Genomic DNA, 20,165 nt, shown 5'->3' with positions numbered 1-20,165 from the left:
AATTTAATGCCAGATTAAAAATTACGCACTCCTATGAAAAAAATTCTGGTTGTAATCACTCTGACCTTGTATGTCGGTATTGCTTTTGCACAAATTAAATTTGAAAAAACCTATCAAGAGGCGCTGCAATCTGCAGCGGCCCAGAAGCGACCTATTCTGATTTACGTTTTACCTCCACACTGGCCACCAGTGTCTCCAACGGGAAAGCCTTACGTTAACGGTATGGACAAACCCGAAGTGGTTGATTTCTATAATAAGAACTTTGTTGTCTTCAAAACCGCGGCTGGCGATACTGCTGCTGCATCTATTGTACAGCAATATCAGCTAAATAGATTTCCAGCTTTGTTATTTACCGACAGTAAAGGATATCTCTTGCTGAAAAATTTCAATGGTATGTCATTTAGTCAACCCTATATCGACTTTGGAAAAGAAGCACTTGCAATATTGAAGAGTGGAAAGACACTTGGTGATTATGAAGCTAGGTATAGTAGTGGAGAGCGGAGTGCGTCGTTTCTTAAAGAATTTATTACCCATAAGATGAGTTTGGGACTGATGGATAATAGTAAGCTCATTGATCAGTACGTCGATTTTCTGAAAATAAGTGACTTGAGTTCCTATAACGACGTTCTTTTCATCTTTAAATCAGGCCCATATATCTACGGAAAAGCATATACATTGGCATATAGTAACAAGAAATTAGCCGACAGCATTTATAAAACAGAACCCGCTGCAGATCGCTCAGCTATGAATGCTGTGATGCGTGAAAATACCATGAATGAAGCAATTCGAACTAGAAATAATTCTATGGCGAGGAATGTGTTTACTTTTCTTTCCAATATTTATACAAATAACCGTGCCGAGGGATATAAGCAGGCTTCGTATTCTCAAATTTATTATTCAAAAGCGATAAAGGATACTGCGCAATACATCTCGGTTGCGCCGTACTTTTATGATAATTACTATATGGGGTTAAGTGCTGACTCTATCAAACGGATGGAAAAAAAACTTGTTGAGCAGCGTACAAAAATCATGACTGAAAACACAAAGCAAAGCATGGTAGAGCTTCGGAAATATCTTCCCGGAACTATAAAAGATTCCATTTCTATAAAATCGTCTTCTGGAGGGAATACTTCTGCAAGTCTTGTCGCCACCACGCTAAATAATGCAGCATGGGATGTTTACACGCTTGGTATCAAAAATACAAATATGCTCATCAAGGCCATGCTTTGGAGCCGTCGTGCAATTGAACTTAGTCCTGGTGCCGGGTTTTACGATACTATGGCACACATCATGTATAGGCTTAAGCTTAAAGATGAAGCGGTACTTAATCAGGATAAGGCCGTTGTTTTAGCGATAAGTGAGAAGCAGGGACTCATTGAGGTAAATAAAATGAAGAACGAAGCCGCATTAATGCGCCAGGGAAAATTATAAACAAGGAAAGCCAGGCAATGCCTGGCTTTCCTTGTTTACTGTATTTGAAAACTTGTTTAGAAATAAAACTGAACACCTAATTTTGGTGAAAAGAAGTTAGTGCCAAAGCTTACATTGTTATAACCAGCACCATTGATTTTGTTTCCATTGTTGTCATCAACTTTATAGTTGGTGTAACTTAATCCATTCAAAGCAAATTCGATTCCGATTTTCTTGGTAGGGAAGAAAGCGAATCCAGGAGATACCGCAACACCGATTTGTGTGCTGCTACCAATTTTTGCACCTACGTTACCCGCAGCATCAACAACTTTAGATGAACCGAATTCCATAGGAACAGAAAGTTGTCCGAAGAATTTAAAAGACTCAGAAATATTAGCATAGTAGCGGCCAAACGGGCTTACCACAAAAGCCTGGTTTCTGAATGTACCTACATTTTTATCATAGCTGTAACCAACTCCGGTACCCACAGCAATGTTGTTGCCTACGAAATAACCAACGCTAGGAACCACTTCAAAACTAGTGTTTGCTTTTGAGCCCGCTGCATCACTCTTCTGGGTGTCAAAAGCAAGATTGCCACCTAACATGATTTTACCTTTTTCTGTTTGTGCCTGAGTACTGAACGCGATTGCTGCAACAGCGATCATTGATAATAGTAATTTTTTCATCATTTTGATTTTTAAGATAATTCTGGTCTGCTCTTGTTTGTTTAATTGTTTGACCATTGCTGTCATATAGTCAACTCGTGTGCCAAATGAATACTGCGTCAGCATGATCTATTTGACGGTTTTTTTGTAAAATCCTAACTGATAGTGCAGTGAATTTTTGATGACAATTCAATATTATTTTCGGCTGACATTCACATTTAATTTACATTAAATTAATACTGACATAATAAGACAGTTTGACTTTTTATAGGTTATTGTCAGCTTGAGAAAGTAGGATATTATGTCAGTTGCTCGTCGAATGCCACATGCATTTATTACGTTAGGGATATTTTCAAAAAAAACGACATAACTAAAACCTTTACCCCCCCTTAAAACGTTATATAAACATGAGACTATCAATAGAACGCAAGCCTGTCAAAGTTTATCCAGATCCGAAAAGAGTTATAGCTAGATTTTTTTTTAATGGAGAAGAGCGCGCAAAAGAAGTTATTAAGCGCGTTCTGGAACTGAAGGAAAAAGACGTTTTCAATCTTATTTCTCCTTTACTTCAGGAATATTCTAAAAGACACCGTAATATCACCAAGATACTAGCACGTAATTGCAAGAAAGTTAAACCTTATATAGAAGAGCTTGGACTAGACTATGAGACGCTGGATAAATACCAGCGTTTGTTGTTAGGATCTTATTTTACACACGAATATTCCATTGAATCTGCAGCATTTTTTAACCCTTCCATTGTTGAAGATCCGGATCAGTCAGATCTTGTCGAAGGAGAAAAAAGGGTCATCATTAGTTTCCGGGCAGTAGGAGAGGGACATATTTCCTCGGTTGTGTTCAGAAGAGCGCTTATAGATAAGGACAACAATATAACTGTAATTCCGGCAGGAAATTATATAGACGAAGCGGAAGTGATAAGGAATGCTGTGTACAACAAAAAGCTCTTCCTTAAAAAAGCTATGGACTCGCAGATTGATACTTCTATCCTTGATGAGGTAGGGGTACAGTTAGAAGATAAATTTGACTACGCTGTGCTGAGACGGATTATTACAGATTCTAAAAACCTGGAACAGGATGACCTTAAGAAATTGGAACTTGATAAGGTATTGTGGCTTTCTGACACCTATCATGAAATCAGCTTCTCCCGTGATACAGATATTTCAGACCGCGTTATATTTCCCATTTCAGAATTCGAACGTAAAGGAATAGAGGACGCACGATTTGTTAAATTTATAAAGGACGATGGCAAAGTTATTTACTACGCAACCTATACGGCCTTCGACGGGGCATTGATTATGCCTAAATTGCTTCAAACAACAGACTTTTATGATTTTAAGGTAAGCCCACTGCATGGTATTGGTGCGGCCAATAAAAACCTGGCACTATTCCCAAGAAAAATTAACGGGAGATATGCGATGATGTCCAGGATAGACGGATGGAACAACTACCTGATGTACTCGGATCGTATTACAGTTTGGGATAACCCAATCAAACTTCAGCAGCCTCAGTTCCCTTGGGAATTTATTCAAATTGGTAACTGTGGATCTCCAATAGAGACGCCAGATGGTTGGTTGATTATCACCCATGGCGTGGGTCCAATGCGTAAATACTGTTTAGGTGCAAGTCTGCTCGACCTTAATGATCCTTCAATAGAAATAGGTAGATTAGAAGACCCTTTGGTGGTACCTAATAATGACGAGCGCGAAGGTTATGTGCCAAATGTCCTGTATTCTTGCGGGTCAATTATCCATAACGGAGAGTTGATTATTCCCTACGGGTTGTCTGACTACTGTTCGTCATTTGCAACAGTAAAAATAGACCTGCTTCTGGCAAAATTGAAAGAAGCAGGCCCGACAAAAGAATCGTAAAATAAAATATTATAAGATTTGATGGTAGAGACTAATATAGTCTGCTACCATTTTTTCTTTAGAGAACTTTTGTGCAGCCCAATTGCGACAAGCCTGTCTGCTCACTCCAGATAGTTTTTTCACAGCAACAGCAGCTTCCTGTACGTTCTTTACAAGAAAACCAGTCTCGTTATCATTGATCAACTCAGGCATCGATCCTCTGTTAAAAGCGATCACAGGCGTTCCACAAAGCATGGCTTCAGCAACGCTCATACCGAAAGGTTCTGCAAAATTAATGGGATGAAGCAATGCCGAAGCATTTCGGAGCAGCTCATCCCGTTTCTCAGGCCCTGCAGACCCTATAAATTGTATATCTGCTGTTAACCTAGGTTCAACATGATTTTTGAAATAATTCTCATCCTGAATGATACCTGCAATTAATAATTTACGCCCACTTAATTCTGCTATCTCTATAGCTTCGGCAGTGCCTTTATCGGGATGAATGCGGCCAAAAAATAGCAGGTACTCCTCTGGGCTGTCGTTAAACGTAAAATTGGCGATATCAAGGCCATTATATACAGTCCCCAAATAGTTTAATGCAGGATGTCTGTTAGCATCACTAATAGACACGTAATAACCGCTATCATTATATTTCTTGTACACGGGCACGATCCTTTCAGACGAAAAACCATGGATGGTAGTGATTACCGGCGTTTTAATCAGTTTGCTGAAACTTAGTGGCAGAAAATCAAAATTATTATGGATGATGTCAAACGAATCTGCATGCTCCATCAAATTACTGATGTGCAAACACTCTACAACTTTGGCATCCTGACTTCGATCCTCTTCATACCCCTGAGCTACCACAGCATCCAGCTTACCGCTGGTAATGGAATCGCCGGTGGCAAACAGTGTAACGTCTATGCCCGAGGCTACAAGCCCTTCAGTAATATTTGAAGCTACCTGCTCCCAGGGTCCATAGTGACGTGGAGGAGTTCTCCAGGCCACTGGCGCCAATACTGCTACTTTCATTAATTAATAGCCTGTTTCTGAGTGTCAAATATCTCTGCACTTTGAATAAATTCATATTCAAACTCAAGTGCTTTCAATACGATCAAATGAGAAATCCAGTAAGCAAGTGTGCTTTCTGCCCCTTGGTTTCTGTTTACGCCATACATTTGAAGCCCATCACCACATCCTTTGGTTTCGTAATCGTATAAAGGCAACCTGAGACTGTTTTCGCCAAGGAACCACTGGTAGCTCAGGTACATTTTCTTGATGTACTGACGGTCATGTGTAACCTGGTAAGCTTTGAAGTACATCAGTACCATGGCCATAGTTTCAATAGCCTGCTGGTCGTAAATGGCCATTTCTTTGCCCTTGTAAAGCCAGCCGTCATTTCCAACAGGATTTAAATAGCCTTTGTCAAGCGTTTTCGCATCCAGGAACTGCATGCTTTCCATAGCGATATCCAAGGATTCCTGATCACGCGTGGTTTCGTAGTGACTCAATAAGGCTAGAGGCAATATCGCGTTGTCATAAGTCATCTTATCTTCAAACCAATGCCAATCGTCGGCTTTAGTCCTTCTGTAAGCTGCCTTTAATGGCTCTGCCAGCTTATTCATCTCATTGATCATTCCCTCATCATATGGGTGTGCCTTCAGGTAACTGGACACACCAATAATTGTATTTCCTAAGCCACGTAAATGATGCAGCTGACTGAAATGCGGAATTGACTTTAAAAACAAGTCTTTTGCAAATTCCCGGTAAGAATTATTAGGCGCATTGTTAATCAAATAGCCTAACGACCAAATCGTCCTTCCAAAGGAATCTTCTGTACCAACCTCATCCAGATATTCTCTTTTAAAACTCAGAAAGTTTCTGAAGTTACCATCATCCAGCTGCATGTATTGAATATAGCTGAGATAAACAGGCAATAGTTCCAGCGCCACCTTACTTTTGTTCTGCTGATAAGCAAGAATAGCCATGATAAGTGCCCTGGAGTTGTCATCCAGACAATAACCTTCTTTCAGGTTCGGAATGCCATATTTGGCATGTTGAACGATACCTGTGTCATCTGTCAGGCGCTGAATATGTGCCATGCTAAATGCAGGCATCATATCGGGATCTATAATAGGTTTTGTTTCGTCTTGTTTTGTTTTCGCTACTGAAATAGCCTCATGGAGGGTTGCGATAAAGACCTTTCCGGTATTTGGCCAGCGCAGGTGTTTACCATATTCGTAAGCATTGTTTTTCAGCTGTGCCAGTCGTGATGGATCATCGAAGAGCTCATTAACAATCTGTGAAAGACCCGACGAATCCCGGAAATCAAAGAGCTTACCACGGTTATCGGCAAGTAACTCCTGGGCGTGCCAGTAAGGTGTAGACACTACTGCTGCACCAGAGCCAATGGCATAAGATAGGGTACCACTGGTAATCTGAGCTTCATTGAGGTAAGGGGTAATATACATGTCAGCAGCTGTTAGATAGTCGAACAGCTCTTCTTCAGAAACAAATTTATTGATAAACGTCAGGTTGTCCTCTACATTCAATTTTCTCGCCAGGCGCTTTAAGCTATCGCGATACTCCTCGCCAGAGTTCTTGATTACACCAGGGTGGGTTGTTCCCAGTATGACATACATCACATCGGGATGTTTCGCTACAATCTCCGGTAATGCTTCTACTACAGTCTCCAAACCTTTATTCCGGCTAATTAATCCAAAGGTGAACAGTACTTTTTTGTTTTTAAAAGGAAGGGAGTTTTTTACGGGATTATCACTGCGCTTTTCAAGATCTGGTACACCATGCTCAATCAGCTGAATCTTATCCAATGGGATGCCATAAATGCTGGTCAGAAAACCTACAGCTCTATGACTCATTACGATGATCTTTGCCGAATATTTGGCGATCTCTCTAATAATGGTCAGCTGCATAAAGCTTGGATCTTTCAGGATCGTATGCAGGATAGTGATCAGTGGCTGTTGAACTCTTGCAATCAGTGGTAAGATATATACACCACTTTCTCCACCAAAAATACCGAACTCATGTTCCATTATGCAAACGTCGGCGAGACTGGTGTTGATATAGTCTGCGCCACGGATGTAATCCTTTTGGTTTTCCTGTCTGATAATGTATTTTACTTCTTTAGGGTATTCGTATTCGTTTAGATTTTCTGAATCGGTCATAGCCACAACAAAGCTGTCGGCCGACACATTTTCTGTATCATGGCCTATGGCTTTAAGCAGGTTATTATTAAATGTAGCAATGCCACATTCGCGTGGCGGGTAGGTCGAAATATAGGCGATTTTCATAGAAATAACTGATCTTAGGTGTATAACAACAAAAACGCCGGAAAGTTCGGATTCCGGCGTACGATTCTTCACTAAATAGACTAAAATTCCTTTTAAAAAAAAGACCTTCTGATTAAGAAGGTCTTTTGAACTCAAATTATATTTCGATTAAACGTTCTCTGTCGACTTTGTATTCAAAAATACGAAATTATGGTCAAACATGTCCAGTTTAATTTTACTGTCTTTGTCTACCTTCCCGGCGAGGATTTCTTTGGAAAGTTCATTCAATATTCGTTTTTGAATTACACGTTTCAATGGTCTTGCACCAAACTGAGGGTCATAACCCAACTCTGCCAGCCAGTCCAGTGCTTCTTTAGAAGCCTCAATCTCTATACCCATTTCCGCCAGGGTATCCTGAACATGTTTGAACTGCAGATTAACGATGTTCCTGATTTCACTGCGGTTTAACGGAGTAAACATGATCAACTCATCAATACGATTCAAAAACTCGGGTCTGATTGTTTGTTTCAATAAGTCGAACAACTCATTTTTGGTTTTCGCAACCACCTGATCCCGGTTATTATCATCCAAATCCTTAAAGTTCTCCTGAATCAAGTGGGAACCAATATTGGAAGTCATGATGATTATTGTATTCTTAAAGTTCACCAGTCGTCCCTTGTTATCGGTAAGCCTTCCGTCGTCCAACACCTGTAATAGGATGTTGAATACATCAGGATGTGCCTTTTCGATCTCATCGAGCAGTACTACAGAATACGGTTTCCTGCGCACGGCTTCTGTTAGCTGTCCGCCTTCATCATATCCAACATACCCCGGAGGCGCTCCAATCAATCTCGATACGGCATGACGCTCCTGATACTCGCTCATGTCAATCCTTGTTAAGGCATTTTCATCATTAAACAGGAATTCTGCAAGTGCCTTCGCGAGCTCCGTTTTACCAACACCAGTTGTTCCAAGAAATATGAAAGACCCTATAGGTTTACGTTTATCCTGCAACCCTGCACGTGATCTGCGTATTGCATCAGATATTGCTTCAATTGCTTCTTCCTGCCCAGCTACGCGTTTGTGTAGTTCGTCTTCCAGGTTCAACAGTTTCTCGCGCTCACTGGCAATTAACTTCGTTACAGGGATGCCTGTCCAACGGGCAACAACACCTGCAATATCATCAGCCGTAACTTCTTCCTTCAGCATCCTGCTTTCACTTTGCAGACCCTCTAGTTCCAGTTTAACTTTTGCAGCTTCATCCTGAGCATCCTTAATTTTGCCATAACGGAGCTCCGCTACCTTACCGTAATCGCCGGCGCGTTCTGCCTGATCAGCTTCCAGTTTGTAGCTTTCTACCTGTTCAAGCAAGTTATTGACCAGGTCTACCTGGTCTTTTTCAGCCTGCCATTTTGCTTTCAGCTCATCCCGTTCTGCAGATAGATTGGCAATTTCTTCGCCAAGCGACTTCACTTTTCTTTCATCATTTTCCCGTTTGATCGCTTCACGCTCAATTTCGAGTTGCATAATCCTCCGGTTCAGTTCATCTACATTTTCCGGCACACTGTCCATCTCCAGGCGTAGTTTTGAAGCCGCTTCATCCATTAAATCGATGGCTTTATCAGGAAGAAAACGATCCGATATATAACGTTGAGAAAGTTCTACAGCGGCAATAATAGCCTCATCTTTAATCCGCACCTTATGGTGTGTCTCATATCTTTCCTTCAATCCCCGTAAAATTGAGATTGCATCTTGCGTATCTGGCTCATTCACCATTACTTTCTGAAACCTGCGTTCCAGGGCTTTATCTTTTTCCAGGTATTTCTGATATTCATCCAGGGTAGTTGCACCTATAGCACGCAACTCACCTCTTGCCAATGCAGGCTTTAAGATATTGGCAGCATCCATGGCGCCGTCGCCACCTCCGGCACCTACCAGCGTATGGATCTCATCAATAAAGAGAATGATATCTCCGTCACTTTGCGAAACCTCTTTAACAACTGCTTTAAGTCGCTCTTCAAATTCCCCTTTATATTTTGCACCTGCAATCAGGGCACCCATATCCAGTGAATAAACTGTTTTTGATTTCAGATTTTCGGGAACATCACCTTGAATGATCCGGAAGGCAATACCTTCGGCTATGGCTGTTTTTCCAACTCCAGGTTCACCAATCAGGATAGGATTGTTCTTTGTTCTTCTGGAGAGAATCTGGATTACCCGGCGGATTTCTTCATCCCGGCCAATTACCGGATCAAGTTTACCAGATTCTGCATATTCGTTCAGATTCCGTGCATATTTATTCAAGGCGTTATAGGTAGCTTCGGCATTCTGGTCGGTAACACGGTTGTCCCCACGCAGGGAAACGATTGCCTTTTTAAGGTCTTTTTCGTTTACGCCCTGATCTTTTAATAATTTTGAGGTATTGTCATTTACGGAGAGTATGCCTAAAAGGACATGCTCTACGGAAACAAATTCATCTTTAAATTCCTTTAAATAAGACTGTGCTTTTTGTAAAGCTGAGTTGGCTCCAGACGACAGGTATACATTGCTTCCTGTAACTTTTGGAAATTTATCAATCTGGATGTCCAAATTTTGATTCAGCACATTAATGTTTACATTGAGTTTCTTCAATACGTAAGAAACCACATTTTCATCAACATTCAGCAGTCCCTTAAGCAGGTGTGCTGTTTCAATAGCCTGTTGCTGGTTGCCTTCGGCGATTGCAGAAGCCTGTTGAATAGCTTCCTGGGCTTTTATTGTAAAATTGTTGAAGTTCATATCCGATGAGGATCAAAACAGATGCCATACTCCGGTAATCAAGCCGATCGGAAATTCTGTCTCTATTCAATGGATACGCCTGAATAAATGTCTGGTGAGTAGTAGTTTGAGCGGAAAAAATGGCGCAATTTGCATGCTAGACATGCGGAAATAACAGTGAATTGCTATTTCATGAAAGAACTTCAGGGAGCAACGCCGTTTTGCGGATCTATGCTCCCTGAATTAGGCTATTTTAAAGTTTCCTGAAGTTTCTGCGTCTGATGATCAGCAAGTTTCTGCAGTGGACCTGCAGCGAGCATTTTCATCATCATATTCAAATCAGCAGAAATGATATGTTTTGCAATTGTACCGCCCTTGCCATTGTCTTCCACAGTCCACTTCAATTCAATATCAAAGGGAGCTTTTTCAGAAGGTATAGCGATAAGTTCCTTGTTTGGAACGCGACTGGAAATATGGATCGCCAGCTTGGCCATATTCTGGATGGTAAAACTTGCCTGATCAGTTGTAGACGACCAGTTGTAGATGTTTTCGGGCATCAATTGCTGGTGATTATTTAGATCTGCAAGGAAATTGTATACTGTTTCTACAGGTAGATTTACTTCTGTAGTGCTTTCAATGACGGTCATGTATGTCGAGATTAGTTGTTAATTGCTTCTTTGCCCCAGGTAGAGGGCTCCAGGCGCCATTTTTTAAGCAGGTCAATATCGTTTTTAGCAATAAAACTGTGCTCCGATGCGTAATCAATCAGGGTGTCGTAATTTGAAAGGGTAGCATAGCGACACTTTGCTTCTTTAAAGTTCTGGTCTGCAACCTCAAAGCCGTAAGTGAATATTGATACCAATCCAGCTACAGAAAGCCCCGCGTCTCTCAACGCCTGTACAGCTTGTAAACTGCTTTTTCCTGTAGAAATAAGGTCTTCCACAACAACTACCCGTTGGCCTTCTACAATTTCTCCCTCAATCAGGCTTCCCGTACCATGTTCTTTTGCTTTTGCTCTTACATAGGCAAAAGGAAGACCAAGTTCCTGCGCCACCAAAACACCTTGTGGAATTCCGGCCGTAGCTACACCTGCAATAATATCAACAGAGCCAAACTCTTCCTGAATCAGTTGCGTTAACTTTTGTCTGATGTATGTTCTTACTGAGGGGTGGGACAGCGTAACCCTATTATCACAATAAATCGGAGATTTCCAGCCAGAAGCCCAGGTGAAAGGGTTGTTCGGTTGTAATTTTATTGCTTTAATTTGTAATAGAAACTCAGCTACCTTTAATTCAATATCACTTTTATTATACATGTTCCAAAATTACAGAATAAACTACGTTTGTGCTAACACTATTTCTCAACTTGTGTTTTAAAATAGGTGAAGAAAATGTAGCATTCACATTTATATTAAACTTATTTCGATGTAAATATCAGTAATATTAATAGCTGATAAAAGACAATTTTCTTCACTTGTTGAGAATCAACTGTTTCAAATTTAAGAAGTCAGTTCTAAGGCCGGATTGTAACAGAATCAGGATTCATGTTCGCCGGCGTAGGCGTCAAGTGCTGCTTGTGCAGCATCACACTTTTGCTCTTCCAGTGCAAACTGACGTTCAAAGGCAGCTAAACTTAACACGCCATCATCATGCTTTTCAATCAGGTCAGCCAGATTCTCCTGGCATTTTTCCACAATAGAATTCAGTCGTTTATATTCCGCAGTTAATTCCAGCCCCATAATTATCTTTTAAATTTACTTCCATTGTATGGAAGACTAATATGTCAGCAAGATAAATAAATTTTAACACAATTATTTTTTACTAATAATATTAGTAAATTTGTGCTACAATACTTACTCAAATGAAGATGCATCATGTATTTGTTAAAGAAGTGGTAGAGCGAGCTACTACTGAAAATAAATGGGTTTTCCACAAGATCACCAAGCGATGGTACACACCCGAGGAATATATGGCTTCCTATGACGGCATAAGCTATGATGGAAGAAGGGACTGGGAGAATGTTGAAGTAAGAAATCCTATGGATGGCCTCGCTGCCGCGAGTAAGATTTTGAAAGATGTTTCGGAACGCAGGGAAATATTGGAAAAACGGATCTTTGAATATTATCAGCAGCAAAATATAAAGAAGTTTACAGAATAATATTTACTTTAGCCAATGAATTCTGCTAGTGATTTTAAACGAAAAGCTGTAGAAAATGGAATGAAGACCCCTTTTAACAAAATTAGAAGGGGTGTGTTTTTTCCAGGAAAACCCTTAAAACCACTGTTAAATATATTTTAAAATATATTATGAAAAACTACAGAATTTATATCAACGACAGTAGCTTGCTCATTACAGAGAACTTGCCGAAACATATGCCCGACATTCAGAAGCTGGATGTTTCTACCTTTGACTTTCTGGGATTTTATAAGAATCTTGAAAAAGGCCCTGCCGGACATTATGCATTAGTTTCTGCAGACCCTAAAGTGCTATTTAAAACAGTGCGGAACAGTTGCCAGCTGATCAAGGCTGCAGGTGGACTGGTGCAAAATGCATCTGGTGATTTCCTTTTTATTTTCAGGAATAAACGCTGGGATCTTCCAAAAGGTAAAGTAGAAAAGGGTGAAAAAATGCGCGAAGCTGCAGTGCGTGAAGTGGAAGAGGAGTGCGGAGTTAAAATCCTTAAAAATAAAGAGAAACTTTGCCGCACCTTTCATATCTACGAGCTTAACAATAAGATTGTACTTAAGAAAACCAATTGGTACAGCATGACTGTTAAAGGTTCGCCAAAATTAATTCCGCAAAAGGAAGAAGGTATCACTAAGGCCGAATGGCTGGGTAAAGACGGATTAAAGCCAGTATTGAAGAATACCTATCCTTTAATTATGGATGTGCTGGTAGCGGGAGCACTCATTACTTAATTACCCCTTTGATGTTCTAAGCAGAAAGAAAGGGGATTGCCGCTGCCGGCAAAAAAGGACTGGCATCACCATGGTTGCGGAGAATATCCCGCACTATGGTCGAGCTGATAGCCGAGTAAGCTGGTTTACTGAGTATAAATATTGTTTCCACATTCGGCATCATCGTCTGATTAATCTGTGCGATGGCACGTTCATATTCGAAATCTCCAACAGAACGGATACCACGCACCATATAAGCTGCATCAATATGCTTGCAAAAGTCGACCGTTAACCCCTCATAAACCTGGATATCTACTTTAGGCTCGTCCTTAAAAACATTACGCACGATTTCCTCACGCTGCTCGGCCGACAGGTAATTTTGTTTGGAACTGTTCAGGCCTATACCCACTACAATGCGGTCAAAAAGCGGTAATGCCCGTTTAAGAATGTCGACATGAGCAATAGTAATTGGATCAAAAGAACCTGGAAAGAGTGCAGTTTTCATAATTATTCAGGCTTGTTGAAGAAACTGAAAGAAGAGTTGCCATAGCGGCGGGTTTCCTGATAACCAGGTAAGTCTTTTAATTTTAACAATGAAGGATGTTCTACCACCAATAGTCCATTGTCGGTTAACAGATTATGCTCCATAACCAGTTGTGGAATCCGGGGAATGGTTGGAAGGTCGTATGGAGGATCGGCAAAAATTATCTGATATTGTTTTTTATGCCCCTCCAGAAATTTAAATACATCAGCCTTTTGCACATGAATATCATCCAGACCATATTTTTTTATAACCGATTCAACCCAGAAGATACATCCTGAATGTTTATCCACAGCAGTAACGGACTTGATGCCGCGGGAAGCAAATTCGAAACTTATATTTCCTGTACCACAAAAGAGGTCTAATACTTCACAGTTATCGAAATCATAGGTATTATATAAAATATTGAATAAAGCTTCTTTAGCCATATCCGTAGTTGGCCTTACCGGCAAACTTGCAGGCGCATTAAAGCGGATGCCTTTGAGTGTACCCCCAATTATGCGCATAAGTTGATGGCTAAAAGGCTGGTGTAATAATGTTTAGGCATATCTTCAAGTATAGTGAGGTCGGTATCTTCCAATATAGGCTCTAAAATTTCTACAGAAAGGAAGTAACGTTCCATAATATCATAATGTGCATCACCGGCATTGATAATTCCTGTTGCCAGAAGATCTGTTTGCGCTGGGTCAAGTTTGAGTTGTTGTACAATCAGCAGCAGATAATAGTTAAACTCTTCATCATTTTCAGCAGTGTAATAATTCTGGAAAATCAATTTACCCTGCTTAAACAACATCGCATAAAAGCTACTCCCCGTAAAATCAAGGATCAGCTGATCGCGCTCAGCTGGTCGCAGCATAGCCAGCAAGGGAGCGGTTTGCCCGTATTTTATTGCAGATCCCAGGTTGTTATCCGTTAGTACTTTCTCTACCTCCCCGGGCAAAAGAAAAAGTGTTTTGAAGTCGTAGTTAACATGCGAATTTGCCTGTAGTGTGCCAGAAAAATCAGCCAGCTCAGTAAAATAATTTGCATAAATTTCTGGCTGATCTGCCTGATAAAACGCTTCAGGAACGGTTAAAGTATTCGCACTGCAAACGGCAATTTTTACCTGTGCAAAATCAATGCTCAGATAAGGATCCGTTTTAATCCGCTTAGCCATCGCAACCGCCGGATCACAGTCCTGCTGGTCATACAGTACTTCCAGTCGGCCGGCATCCATATTCAGCATCGCATAAGAAAAACTGTCGGCAGTAATTTTAAACAACAAATTGCGATTTGTAATTGCATTCGGATCAAATTCCTGATCTACCAGTAAGATGCTGTTGTTATTGTTCATCTTAGCAAAATTAATTCTTTTTTCTATAACCACAGCATCGCATATTTGTAAAATGGATAAAGCCGGCATCATTGCACAGTCCTATCAGTTTACGCCTACAACAGAGCAACGCCTGTTTTGTCAGGAAATGGCCAACTTTCTTACCCAGGACTTGAACCAAAGCTGTTTCGTGCTGCGGGGGTATGCCGGTACGGGTAAGACCACTTCTGTTGCGGCATTGGTTAAAGCACTCCCTCAGTTTAAAATAAAAGCCGTATTGCTCGCGCCAACGGGGCGTGCGGCAAAGGTGATGAGCAACTATACTGGGCTTAAAGCACTCACCATCCATAAAAAGATTTACCGTAAGCGTTCTGCAGTGTCTACAGACCTGTCTTTCCAGCTTGCACCGAACATGGCCGAAAACACAGTATTTATTATTGATGAGGCCTCCATGGTGGCTGACGAATGGAATAGCCAAAATGGCTCTTCGTTTCTGAAGGACTTGATGGAATACGCCTACAACTATAAAAACTGCGCTGTAATTTTTGTTGGTGATACCGCGCAGCTGCCGCCGGTAGGAAGCCTGGACAGTCCGGCTTTGAATGCCACCTACATTGCCTCCAACTTCATGAAAAAGGTCACAGAAGTGGAGCTGCGCGAGGTGGTACGCCAGGAAAAGCGATCGGGAATTCTGGCTAACGCTACCATGCTGAGAGATCTGATCGGTATTTACGAGCATGAGGATAACGATGATACCGTAGCCGTGCCTAAGTTTAAGACTAAAAATTTTAAGGATATTTTCCGGATGACGGGTCTAAAACTTGTAGAAGGGCTGGAATACGCTTATGGCAAGTTCGATATCGAGAATTCGTTGGTCGTATGCAGGTCCAATAAATCGGCGAATGTATACAACCAGCAAATCAGGGCCAGGTTGCTCTATCGCGAAGAAGAGCTTACCGGAGGTGATCAGATTATGGTGGTCCGCAATAACTATTTCTGGCTGCCCGAAAATGAATCTACCTCCTTTATCGCCAATGGTGACATGGCTAAGATTACCAGGGTACGCAATGAGGAGGAGCGCTACGGTTTCCGTTTCTCCGAAGTGCAGCTCGAATTTCTGGATTATCCCGAGGCTGGTTCGATCACCTGTAAAGTGATGCTGGATACGCTTACAGCCGAAACGCCTAACCTCTCTTATCAGGAAAGCAAAAAGCTCTTCGAAGGCGTCAGCCTGGACTATGAACACATTACTAACAAAAGGCAACGGATGCTGGCGATTAAGGAAGATCCCTATTATAATGCCTTGCAAATCAAATTTTCGTATGCTGTAACCTGCCATAAGGCTCAGGGTGGACAGTGGGATGCTGTATTTGTTGATCAGGGTTACCTGACGGAAGAAATGATCGATCTTGATTTCCTGCGTTGGTTGTACACGGCAGTAACGCGCGCAAAAAAAGAACTGTTTCTGGTTAATTTTTCTCCCATAATGTTCAAAACCCAGACCGAAGAGGAGTACTGATGTTAAACACCATCGCCAGCGCTACAAGTCTTTTTTCCTTTGGTTAACGGATACAATTCTTTGCATTCTTTTTGGAGCGCTGCAATTAAATCAGTTAATAAGGCAACATCGGAATCGTCGGTATTCAGATATCTCAAGGTTTCCGGATGGGTATAATCTACTTCCAAACGCATCTTCATCGGAAAATCGTACGTCCGCATACTTAATGCGCAGGCATAATAATATAAGGTATTGATGCTTTCTTCAAAAAAGCGTTCGTACATAAATAACAATCTGCTGTACCCTTTGTTCTGCATGCTGTAGTAGAAAGACGGCAGGTATCTGGTAACTTCTTTCTCCAATGCTTCGCTTTGCATAACTTCTTCATCATGCAGGCCATGTCTCAGCATCATCGTGTTATTAAACTCAATAAGGATCAATGTTGCCCTGCTGCTGTGCTGCACAATAGGATCATCCACATCATCAAAGAAGTCGGTGTCTGGTACCGGAAAGTCCCAGGGATGTGTAAAATCATTGGCATAGAGTTTCATCGACTTTTTGAAGCTCAGGAAATAACAGAACTCGTAATGGTGCGAATGGAGGTTAATAACTGCTGCAACTAAGCCCCCAATGCACAATTCATAATTAAAAACATCATGTCTCCTTGCCATACTCAGCCTTAAAAATAGGGATTTTTTTGAGACCGGCAGTTAGGTTTTTGATTTGGCAAGGCTGAACGCCGGTTACACGAACCACAGTAGCTGATAATCAGGTTTTTTTCTCAAATTATTTTTAGAGAAATATCAGGAATTCATGATCTTGCAAAAATTTTAATCACTATGAAAAAGTACTTGTTATGTCTGATTGTCTTATTGCTCCAGCTATCGTCTGTGCAAGCACAAACAGAACAGAGGTATAGCCGTAAGGCGTTACAGCAAGACCTAGCCGAATTGCAACGTCAGCTCTATGAAGTTCATGCCAATCCATTTACAGAATTTAACAGGCAACAATACGACAAGCTTTTTGCTGAAATGAATAGGCAATTGCAGGACTCTATGGTACTAATTGATTTTTATAAGTTGGTCAAACCTGCAGTTGCGTGGTTATCTGACGAGCATGCCGAAATTAGCTTGCCTGCTTCCTATTATACACAGCAGGTCTTTCTCCCATTTTCACTCCACAAAGAAAAACAAATCTACCGTATCGATGAAATAATTGGTTCAACCGCTTTACCGCTTAAAAAAGGGGATACCATTTTATCTATAAACGGTGTTGCACTTCAAACAATATTGCCCAGGTTGAGTAGCTACACAACAGGATTTCCAGAACAGCGGAACGAAAAATCAATGCAACTATTTGGCTATCTGTATGTATTGGCTGAAAAATCGTTAAGCAGTAGTTATCAGATTGGGCTATCCAATGGCAGGCAGGTTACTGTTCCGGCAATAACGGCAAATAGTTGGACCGACTACCTTAAGAAAATATATGGTGCTTCTTCAGGTGCCGAAAACAGAATTTCTTACACGCGTTATGGCGAGACCGGCTATATCAATGCCAGATCTTTCAGCACAGCAAGCGATGAGGATGTTAGAAAGCTTGATCGACAGATCGATAGCATATTTGTACAAATTCAGAATGATGGGGTAAAACAACTTGTTATAGATGTAAGTAAAAATAGTGGAGGCAACTCTGCAGTAGGCACCACATTGATTAAATATTTTTACAAAAAACCTTATCTGTCTTACCAGGTGAACTGGAAGAGGAGTGCTGAATATCTGAATACTTATACTGGTTATGGAGCAAGCGACGCCCGTTATACTGCACTTAAGCCCGGACAGATTTTACATTATGATTCTGATAAGATCAGTCCGCCGCAGGATCTGCCCAATCGTTTTAAAGGCAAAGTATATGTGTTAGTGGGTAATGGTACGTTTTCGAGCGCTATGATGTTTGCTACCACGGTCAAAGACAACCATATTGCTGAACTTATAGGTAGCACACCTAAAAACGGACACCCCTCACATTTTGGAGAATTGTATTCTTTTAAGTTGCCAAATACGAAGCTGGCCGTACGCTTTGGTGTTAAAGAATGGATCAGGCCTGCCGGCCAAAAGGGAGTGAATCTGTTAATTCCAGATCACCTGCTGGATCCTGGGGATCTCGCTGAAGTACTGTCTTTCGCCGCAGGTGCATCAAAAAAATAACCTGGATTTATGCTGTAGTATTGTCGATTGGAAATCCATCGGATTTTTATGTAAAATTCATACCTGTCCGGAAATTCACCAAATATACTACAGGTTTTATCCAGTGTTTTTTGGTTATGTACTGGATAGATAGTGGATGATATCTGGAGAAGTACTGGACGAAAGCATAGTTTTTGAGCGAATATTTTGAAATTGATACCTAATTTTTTAGCCTAAAAATATTAGGGGTTAATAGTGCCTAGAGTTGAAAGATGTCTTGATTTCAGCCCTGTTATTACCGGTGTTATGACAGGCGTTTGTATAATTTTTCATAGGGGCTGCTAAATTTTCCCCGACATACAGCAAATGCTTACCTTGAGCGCAGTTTAGTACTATATCCTATTTTTAATTGACAGCAGCTCCAACTCAGAAAAGAAGTCTTGGCCTGATTCAGGCAACGGCAATTAATATGACCGACATGGTCGGTATTGGTCCGTTCATTACGTTACCCATGGTAATCAGCATGATGAACGGTCCTTATTTTTTATATGCATGGCTGGCGGGCGCATTTTTATCGGTCATTGATGCCATGGTATGGAGTGAGCTTGGTGCAGCATTCCCGATGGCAGGTGGATCCTATAATTTTCTTAAAGAGACCTTTGGTAAAAATGGTGTTGGTAAATTGATGAGTTTCCTCTTTGTATGGCAAACGATGATTCAGGCACCCTTGGTGATCGCTTCAGCGTCTATCGGCTTTGCTTATTATTTTTCCTACCTCGTTCCGGTATCACCGATCATGTCTAAAGCAATTAGTGGAGGTGTAGTGATCCTCATTGTGGCGCTGCTGTATCGAAAAATCGAAGCGATTGGCAAAATAAGTGTGGTAATGTGGGCGGCAGTTATCTTAACGCTCTTCTGGATTATTGGCGGCGGTATTGCCCACGGTAATTTTCTGGGCCCGATAAAGCAAATCAATGACGGGTTAACAGTCAACTACGCGTTCATCACTGCAATTGGCTTCGCCAGCGTCAAAAGTGTATATAGCTATCTTGGCTACTATAATGTTTGTCACCTCGGTGGCGAGATCATAAATCCAGCTAAAAACATTCCCAGGAGCATGTTTCTTTCTATTTTGGGAATAACGGTACTTTACCTGGCTATGAACATCAGTGTGGTCAGCGTAATTCCCTGGGAGCAGGCCAAGGACAGCAAATTTGTGATCAGTGCCTTTATGCAAATTCTTGCCGGACCAACTGCGGCGAAATTAGTGACTTGTCTGGTACTTGTTGTAGCTTTTGCTTCTGTATTCTCTGCTACATTGGGTTACAGCAGGATTCCATATGCTGCGGCAGCTGATGGATCGTTTTTTAAGGTTTTTGCCAAATTACATCCTAAAGGTAATTTCCCCTATGTTTCCCTTTTATTTATCGGTGCTATTGCATTTATATTCAGTCTCCTGTTCAAGTTAAGTGATGTGATCAATGCTATTCTTGCGATGCGGATTCTTGTGCAGTTTATTGCGCAGGCCATAGGGCTATTGTTATTAAGAAGATTAAGAACGCAAGATTTTCCCTTTAAGATGCCGTTTTTTCCATGGCCGGTTTATATTGCAATAATGATGTGGCTTGGGATTTTACTTTCCACAGGTTATGTGATGGTTCTTGGTGGGGTGTTAACTACCGCGCTTGGCGCTGGTGTTTACCTGGTTAAGGCTAAGCTGAAAAAGGAGTGGCCATTTGTAAAATAG

At 41.2% G+C, this 20,165-nt stretch carries 18 protein-coding genes; 7 read left to right on the top strand and 11 right to left on the bottom strand.

Annotated features, from left to right (window positions below; translation table 11 throughout):
• Positions 1 to 33: 33 nt before the first annotated feature.
• Positions 34 to 1,431, top strand: a complete 1,398-nt coding sequence (locus tag CLV32_RS04680) for a hypothetical protein (RefSeq protein ID WP_133552872.1) — start codon at positions 34 to 36, stop codon at positions 1,429 to 1,431.
• Positions 1,432 to 1,487: 56 nt separating this feature from the next.
• Here CLV32_RS04680 and CLV32_RS04675 read toward each other — a convergent pair whose 3' ends face one another.
• Entirely contained in the window at positions 1,488 to 2,099 is a 612-nt protein-coding gene (locus CLV32_RS04675; RefSeq protein WP_243732235.1) for a porin family protein, read from the bottom strand.
• A gap of 383 nt (positions 2,100 to 2,482) precedes the next feature.
• On the opposite strand from CLV32_RS04675, the gene CLV32_RS04670 reads away from it, so the two are divergent.
• Positions 2,483 to 3,961, top strand: a complete 1,479-nt coding sequence (locus CLV32_RS04670; RefSeq protein ID WP_133552870.1) for a glycoside hydrolase family 130 protein — start codon at positions 2,483 to 2,485, stop codon at positions 3,959 to 3,961.
• A 9-nt stretch (positions 3,962 to 3,970) separates the two neighbouring features.
• Here CLV32_RS04670 and CLV32_RS04665 read toward each other — a convergent pair whose 3' ends face one another.
• The 6 genes from CLV32_RS04665 to CLV32_RS04640 form a co-directional block, all read right to left on the bottom strand.
• A complete protein-coding gene (locus CLV32_RS04665) occupies positions 3,971 to 4,972 on the bottom strand; it encodes a glycosyltransferase family 4 protein (protein ID WP_133552868.1) in 1,002 nt (333 codons plus the stop codon).
• Positions 4,972 to 7,251: a glycosyltransferase family 4 protein gene (locus tag CLV32_RS04660; protein ID WP_133552866.1), complete on the bottom strand. Its 2,280-nt coding sequence runs from the start codon at positions 7,249 to 7,251 to the stop codon at positions 4,972 to 4,974. Before CLV32_RS04660 ends, CLV32_RS04665 begins: the two co-directional genes overlap by 1 nt.
• Positions 7,252 to 7,398: 147 nt before the next feature.
• Positions 7,399 to 10,008 (bottom strand): ATP-dependent chaperone ClpB, encoded by a 2,610-nt coding sequence (gene clpB / locus CLV32_RS04655; protein ID WP_133552864.1) that lies wholly within the window; start codon positions 10,006 to 10,008, stop codon positions 7,399 to 7,401.
• Between the two features lie 227 nt (positions 10,009 to 10,235).
• Complete coding sequence (locus CLV32_RS04650; RefSeq protein WP_133552862.1) at positions 10,236 to 10,634, bottom strand: SRPBCC family protein; 399 nt, start codon at positions 10,632 to 10,634, stop codon at positions 10,236 to 10,238.
• 11 nt (positions 10,635 to 10,645) lie between these two features.
• Positions 10,646 to 11,302, bottom strand: a complete 657-nt coding sequence (gene pyrE, locus CLV32_RS04645; RefSeq protein WP_133552860.1) for an orotate phosphoribosyltransferase — start codon at positions 11,300 to 11,302, stop codon at positions 10,646 to 10,648.
• Between the two features lie 219 nt (positions 11,303 to 11,521).
• The gene (locus CLV32_RS04640) at positions 11,522 to 11,725 is read right to left on the bottom strand and encodes a hypothetical protein (RefSeq protein ID WP_133552858.1); all 204 of its coding nucleotides are present in this window, start codon (positions 11,723 to 11,725) and stop codon (positions 11,522 to 11,524) included.
• Between the two features lie 122 nt (positions 11,726 to 11,847).
• Between CLV32_RS04640 and CLV32_RS04635 the strand changes: the two genes are divergently transcribed.
• Together CLV32_RS04635 and CLV32_RS04630 are read left to right on the top strand one after the other, a co-directional pair.
• On the top strand, positions 11,848 to 12,144 hold the full coding sequence (locus CLV32_RS04635) for a hypothetical protein (RefSeq protein ID WP_133552856.1): 297 nt from the start codon (positions 11,848 to 11,850) through the stop codon (positions 12,142 to 12,144).
• 149 nt (positions 12,145 to 12,293) lie between these two features.
• Complete coding sequence (locus tag CLV32_RS04630; protein WP_133552854.1) at positions 12,294 to 12,905, top strand: NUDIX hydrolase; 612 nt, start codon at positions 12,294 to 12,296, stop codon at positions 12,903 to 12,905.
• Between the two features lie 16 nt (positions 12,906 to 12,921).
• On the opposite strand, the gene coaD is transcribed toward CLV32_RS04630, so the two are convergent.
• Genes coaD through CLV32_RS04615 form a run of 3 tightly spaced genes read right to left on the bottom strand, consistent with a single transcriptional unit; the run spans position 12,922 to position 14,758 of the window.
• Positions 12,922 to 13,389, bottom strand: a complete 468-nt coding sequence (gene coaD / locus CLV32_RS04625; protein WP_133552852.1) for a pantetheine-phosphate adenylyltransferase — start codon at positions 13,387 to 13,389, stop codon at positions 12,922 to 12,924.
• Between the two features lie 2 nt (positions 13,390 to 13,391).
• Complete coding sequence (locus CLV32_RS04620) at positions 13,392 to 13,931, bottom strand: RsmD family RNA methyltransferase (RefSeq protein WP_133552850.1); 540 nt, start codon at positions 13,929 to 13,931, stop codon at positions 13,392 to 13,394.
• Positions 13,922 to 14,758 carry a DUF3822 family protein gene (locus tag CLV32_RS04615; RefSeq protein ID WP_166641881.1) on the bottom strand — a complete coding sequence of 279 codons (837 nt, stop codon included), beginning with the start codon at positions 14,756 to 14,758 and terminating at the stop codon, positions 13,922 to 13,924. The genes CLV32_RS04620 and CLV32_RS04615 overlap by 10 nt, the downstream gene beginning before the upstream one ends.
• A 52-nt stretch (positions 14,759 to 14,810) precedes the next feature.
• On the opposite strand from CLV32_RS04615, the gene CLV32_RS04610 reads away from it, so the two are divergent.
• On the top strand, positions 14,811 to 16,256 hold the full coding sequence (locus CLV32_RS04610; protein WP_133552846.1) for an ATP-dependent DNA helicase: 1,446 nt from the start codon (positions 14,811 to 14,813) through the stop codon (positions 16,254 to 16,256).
• Positions 16,257 to 16,258: 2 nt separating this feature from the next.
• Here CLV32_RS04610 and CLV32_RS04605 read toward each other — a convergent pair whose 3' ends face one another.
• Positions 16,259 to 16,906, bottom strand: a complete 648-nt coding sequence (locus tag CLV32_RS04605; RefSeq protein WP_133552844.1) for a hypothetical protein — start codon at positions 16,904 to 16,906, stop codon at positions 16,259 to 16,261.
• 168 nt (positions 16,907 to 17,074) lie between these two features.
• Here CLV32_RS04605 and CLV32_RS04600 point away from each other — a divergent pair, with 168 nt between their 5' ends.
• Entirely contained in the window at positions 17,075 to 18,439 is a 1,365-nt protein-coding gene (locus CLV32_RS04600) for a S41 family peptidase (protein ID WP_133552842.1), read from the top strand.
• Positions 18,440 to 18,827: 388 nt separating this feature from the next.
• The gene (locus CLV32_RS04595) at positions 18,828 to 20,165 is read left to right on the top strand and encodes an APC family permease (protein ID WP_243732234.1); all 1,338 of its coding nucleotides are present in this window, start codon (positions 18,828 to 18,830) and stop codon (positions 20,163 to 20,165) included.

It is taken from the genome of Pedobacter duraquae, from assembly GCF_004362245.1.
GTDB classification, from domain to species: Bacteria; Bacteroidota; Bacteroidia; order Sphingobacteriales; family Sphingobacteriaceae; genus Pedobacter; species Pedobacter duraquae.
Note: the sequence above shows the minus strand (reverse complement) of the source record. Positions and strands in the feature narration are given on the sequence as shown.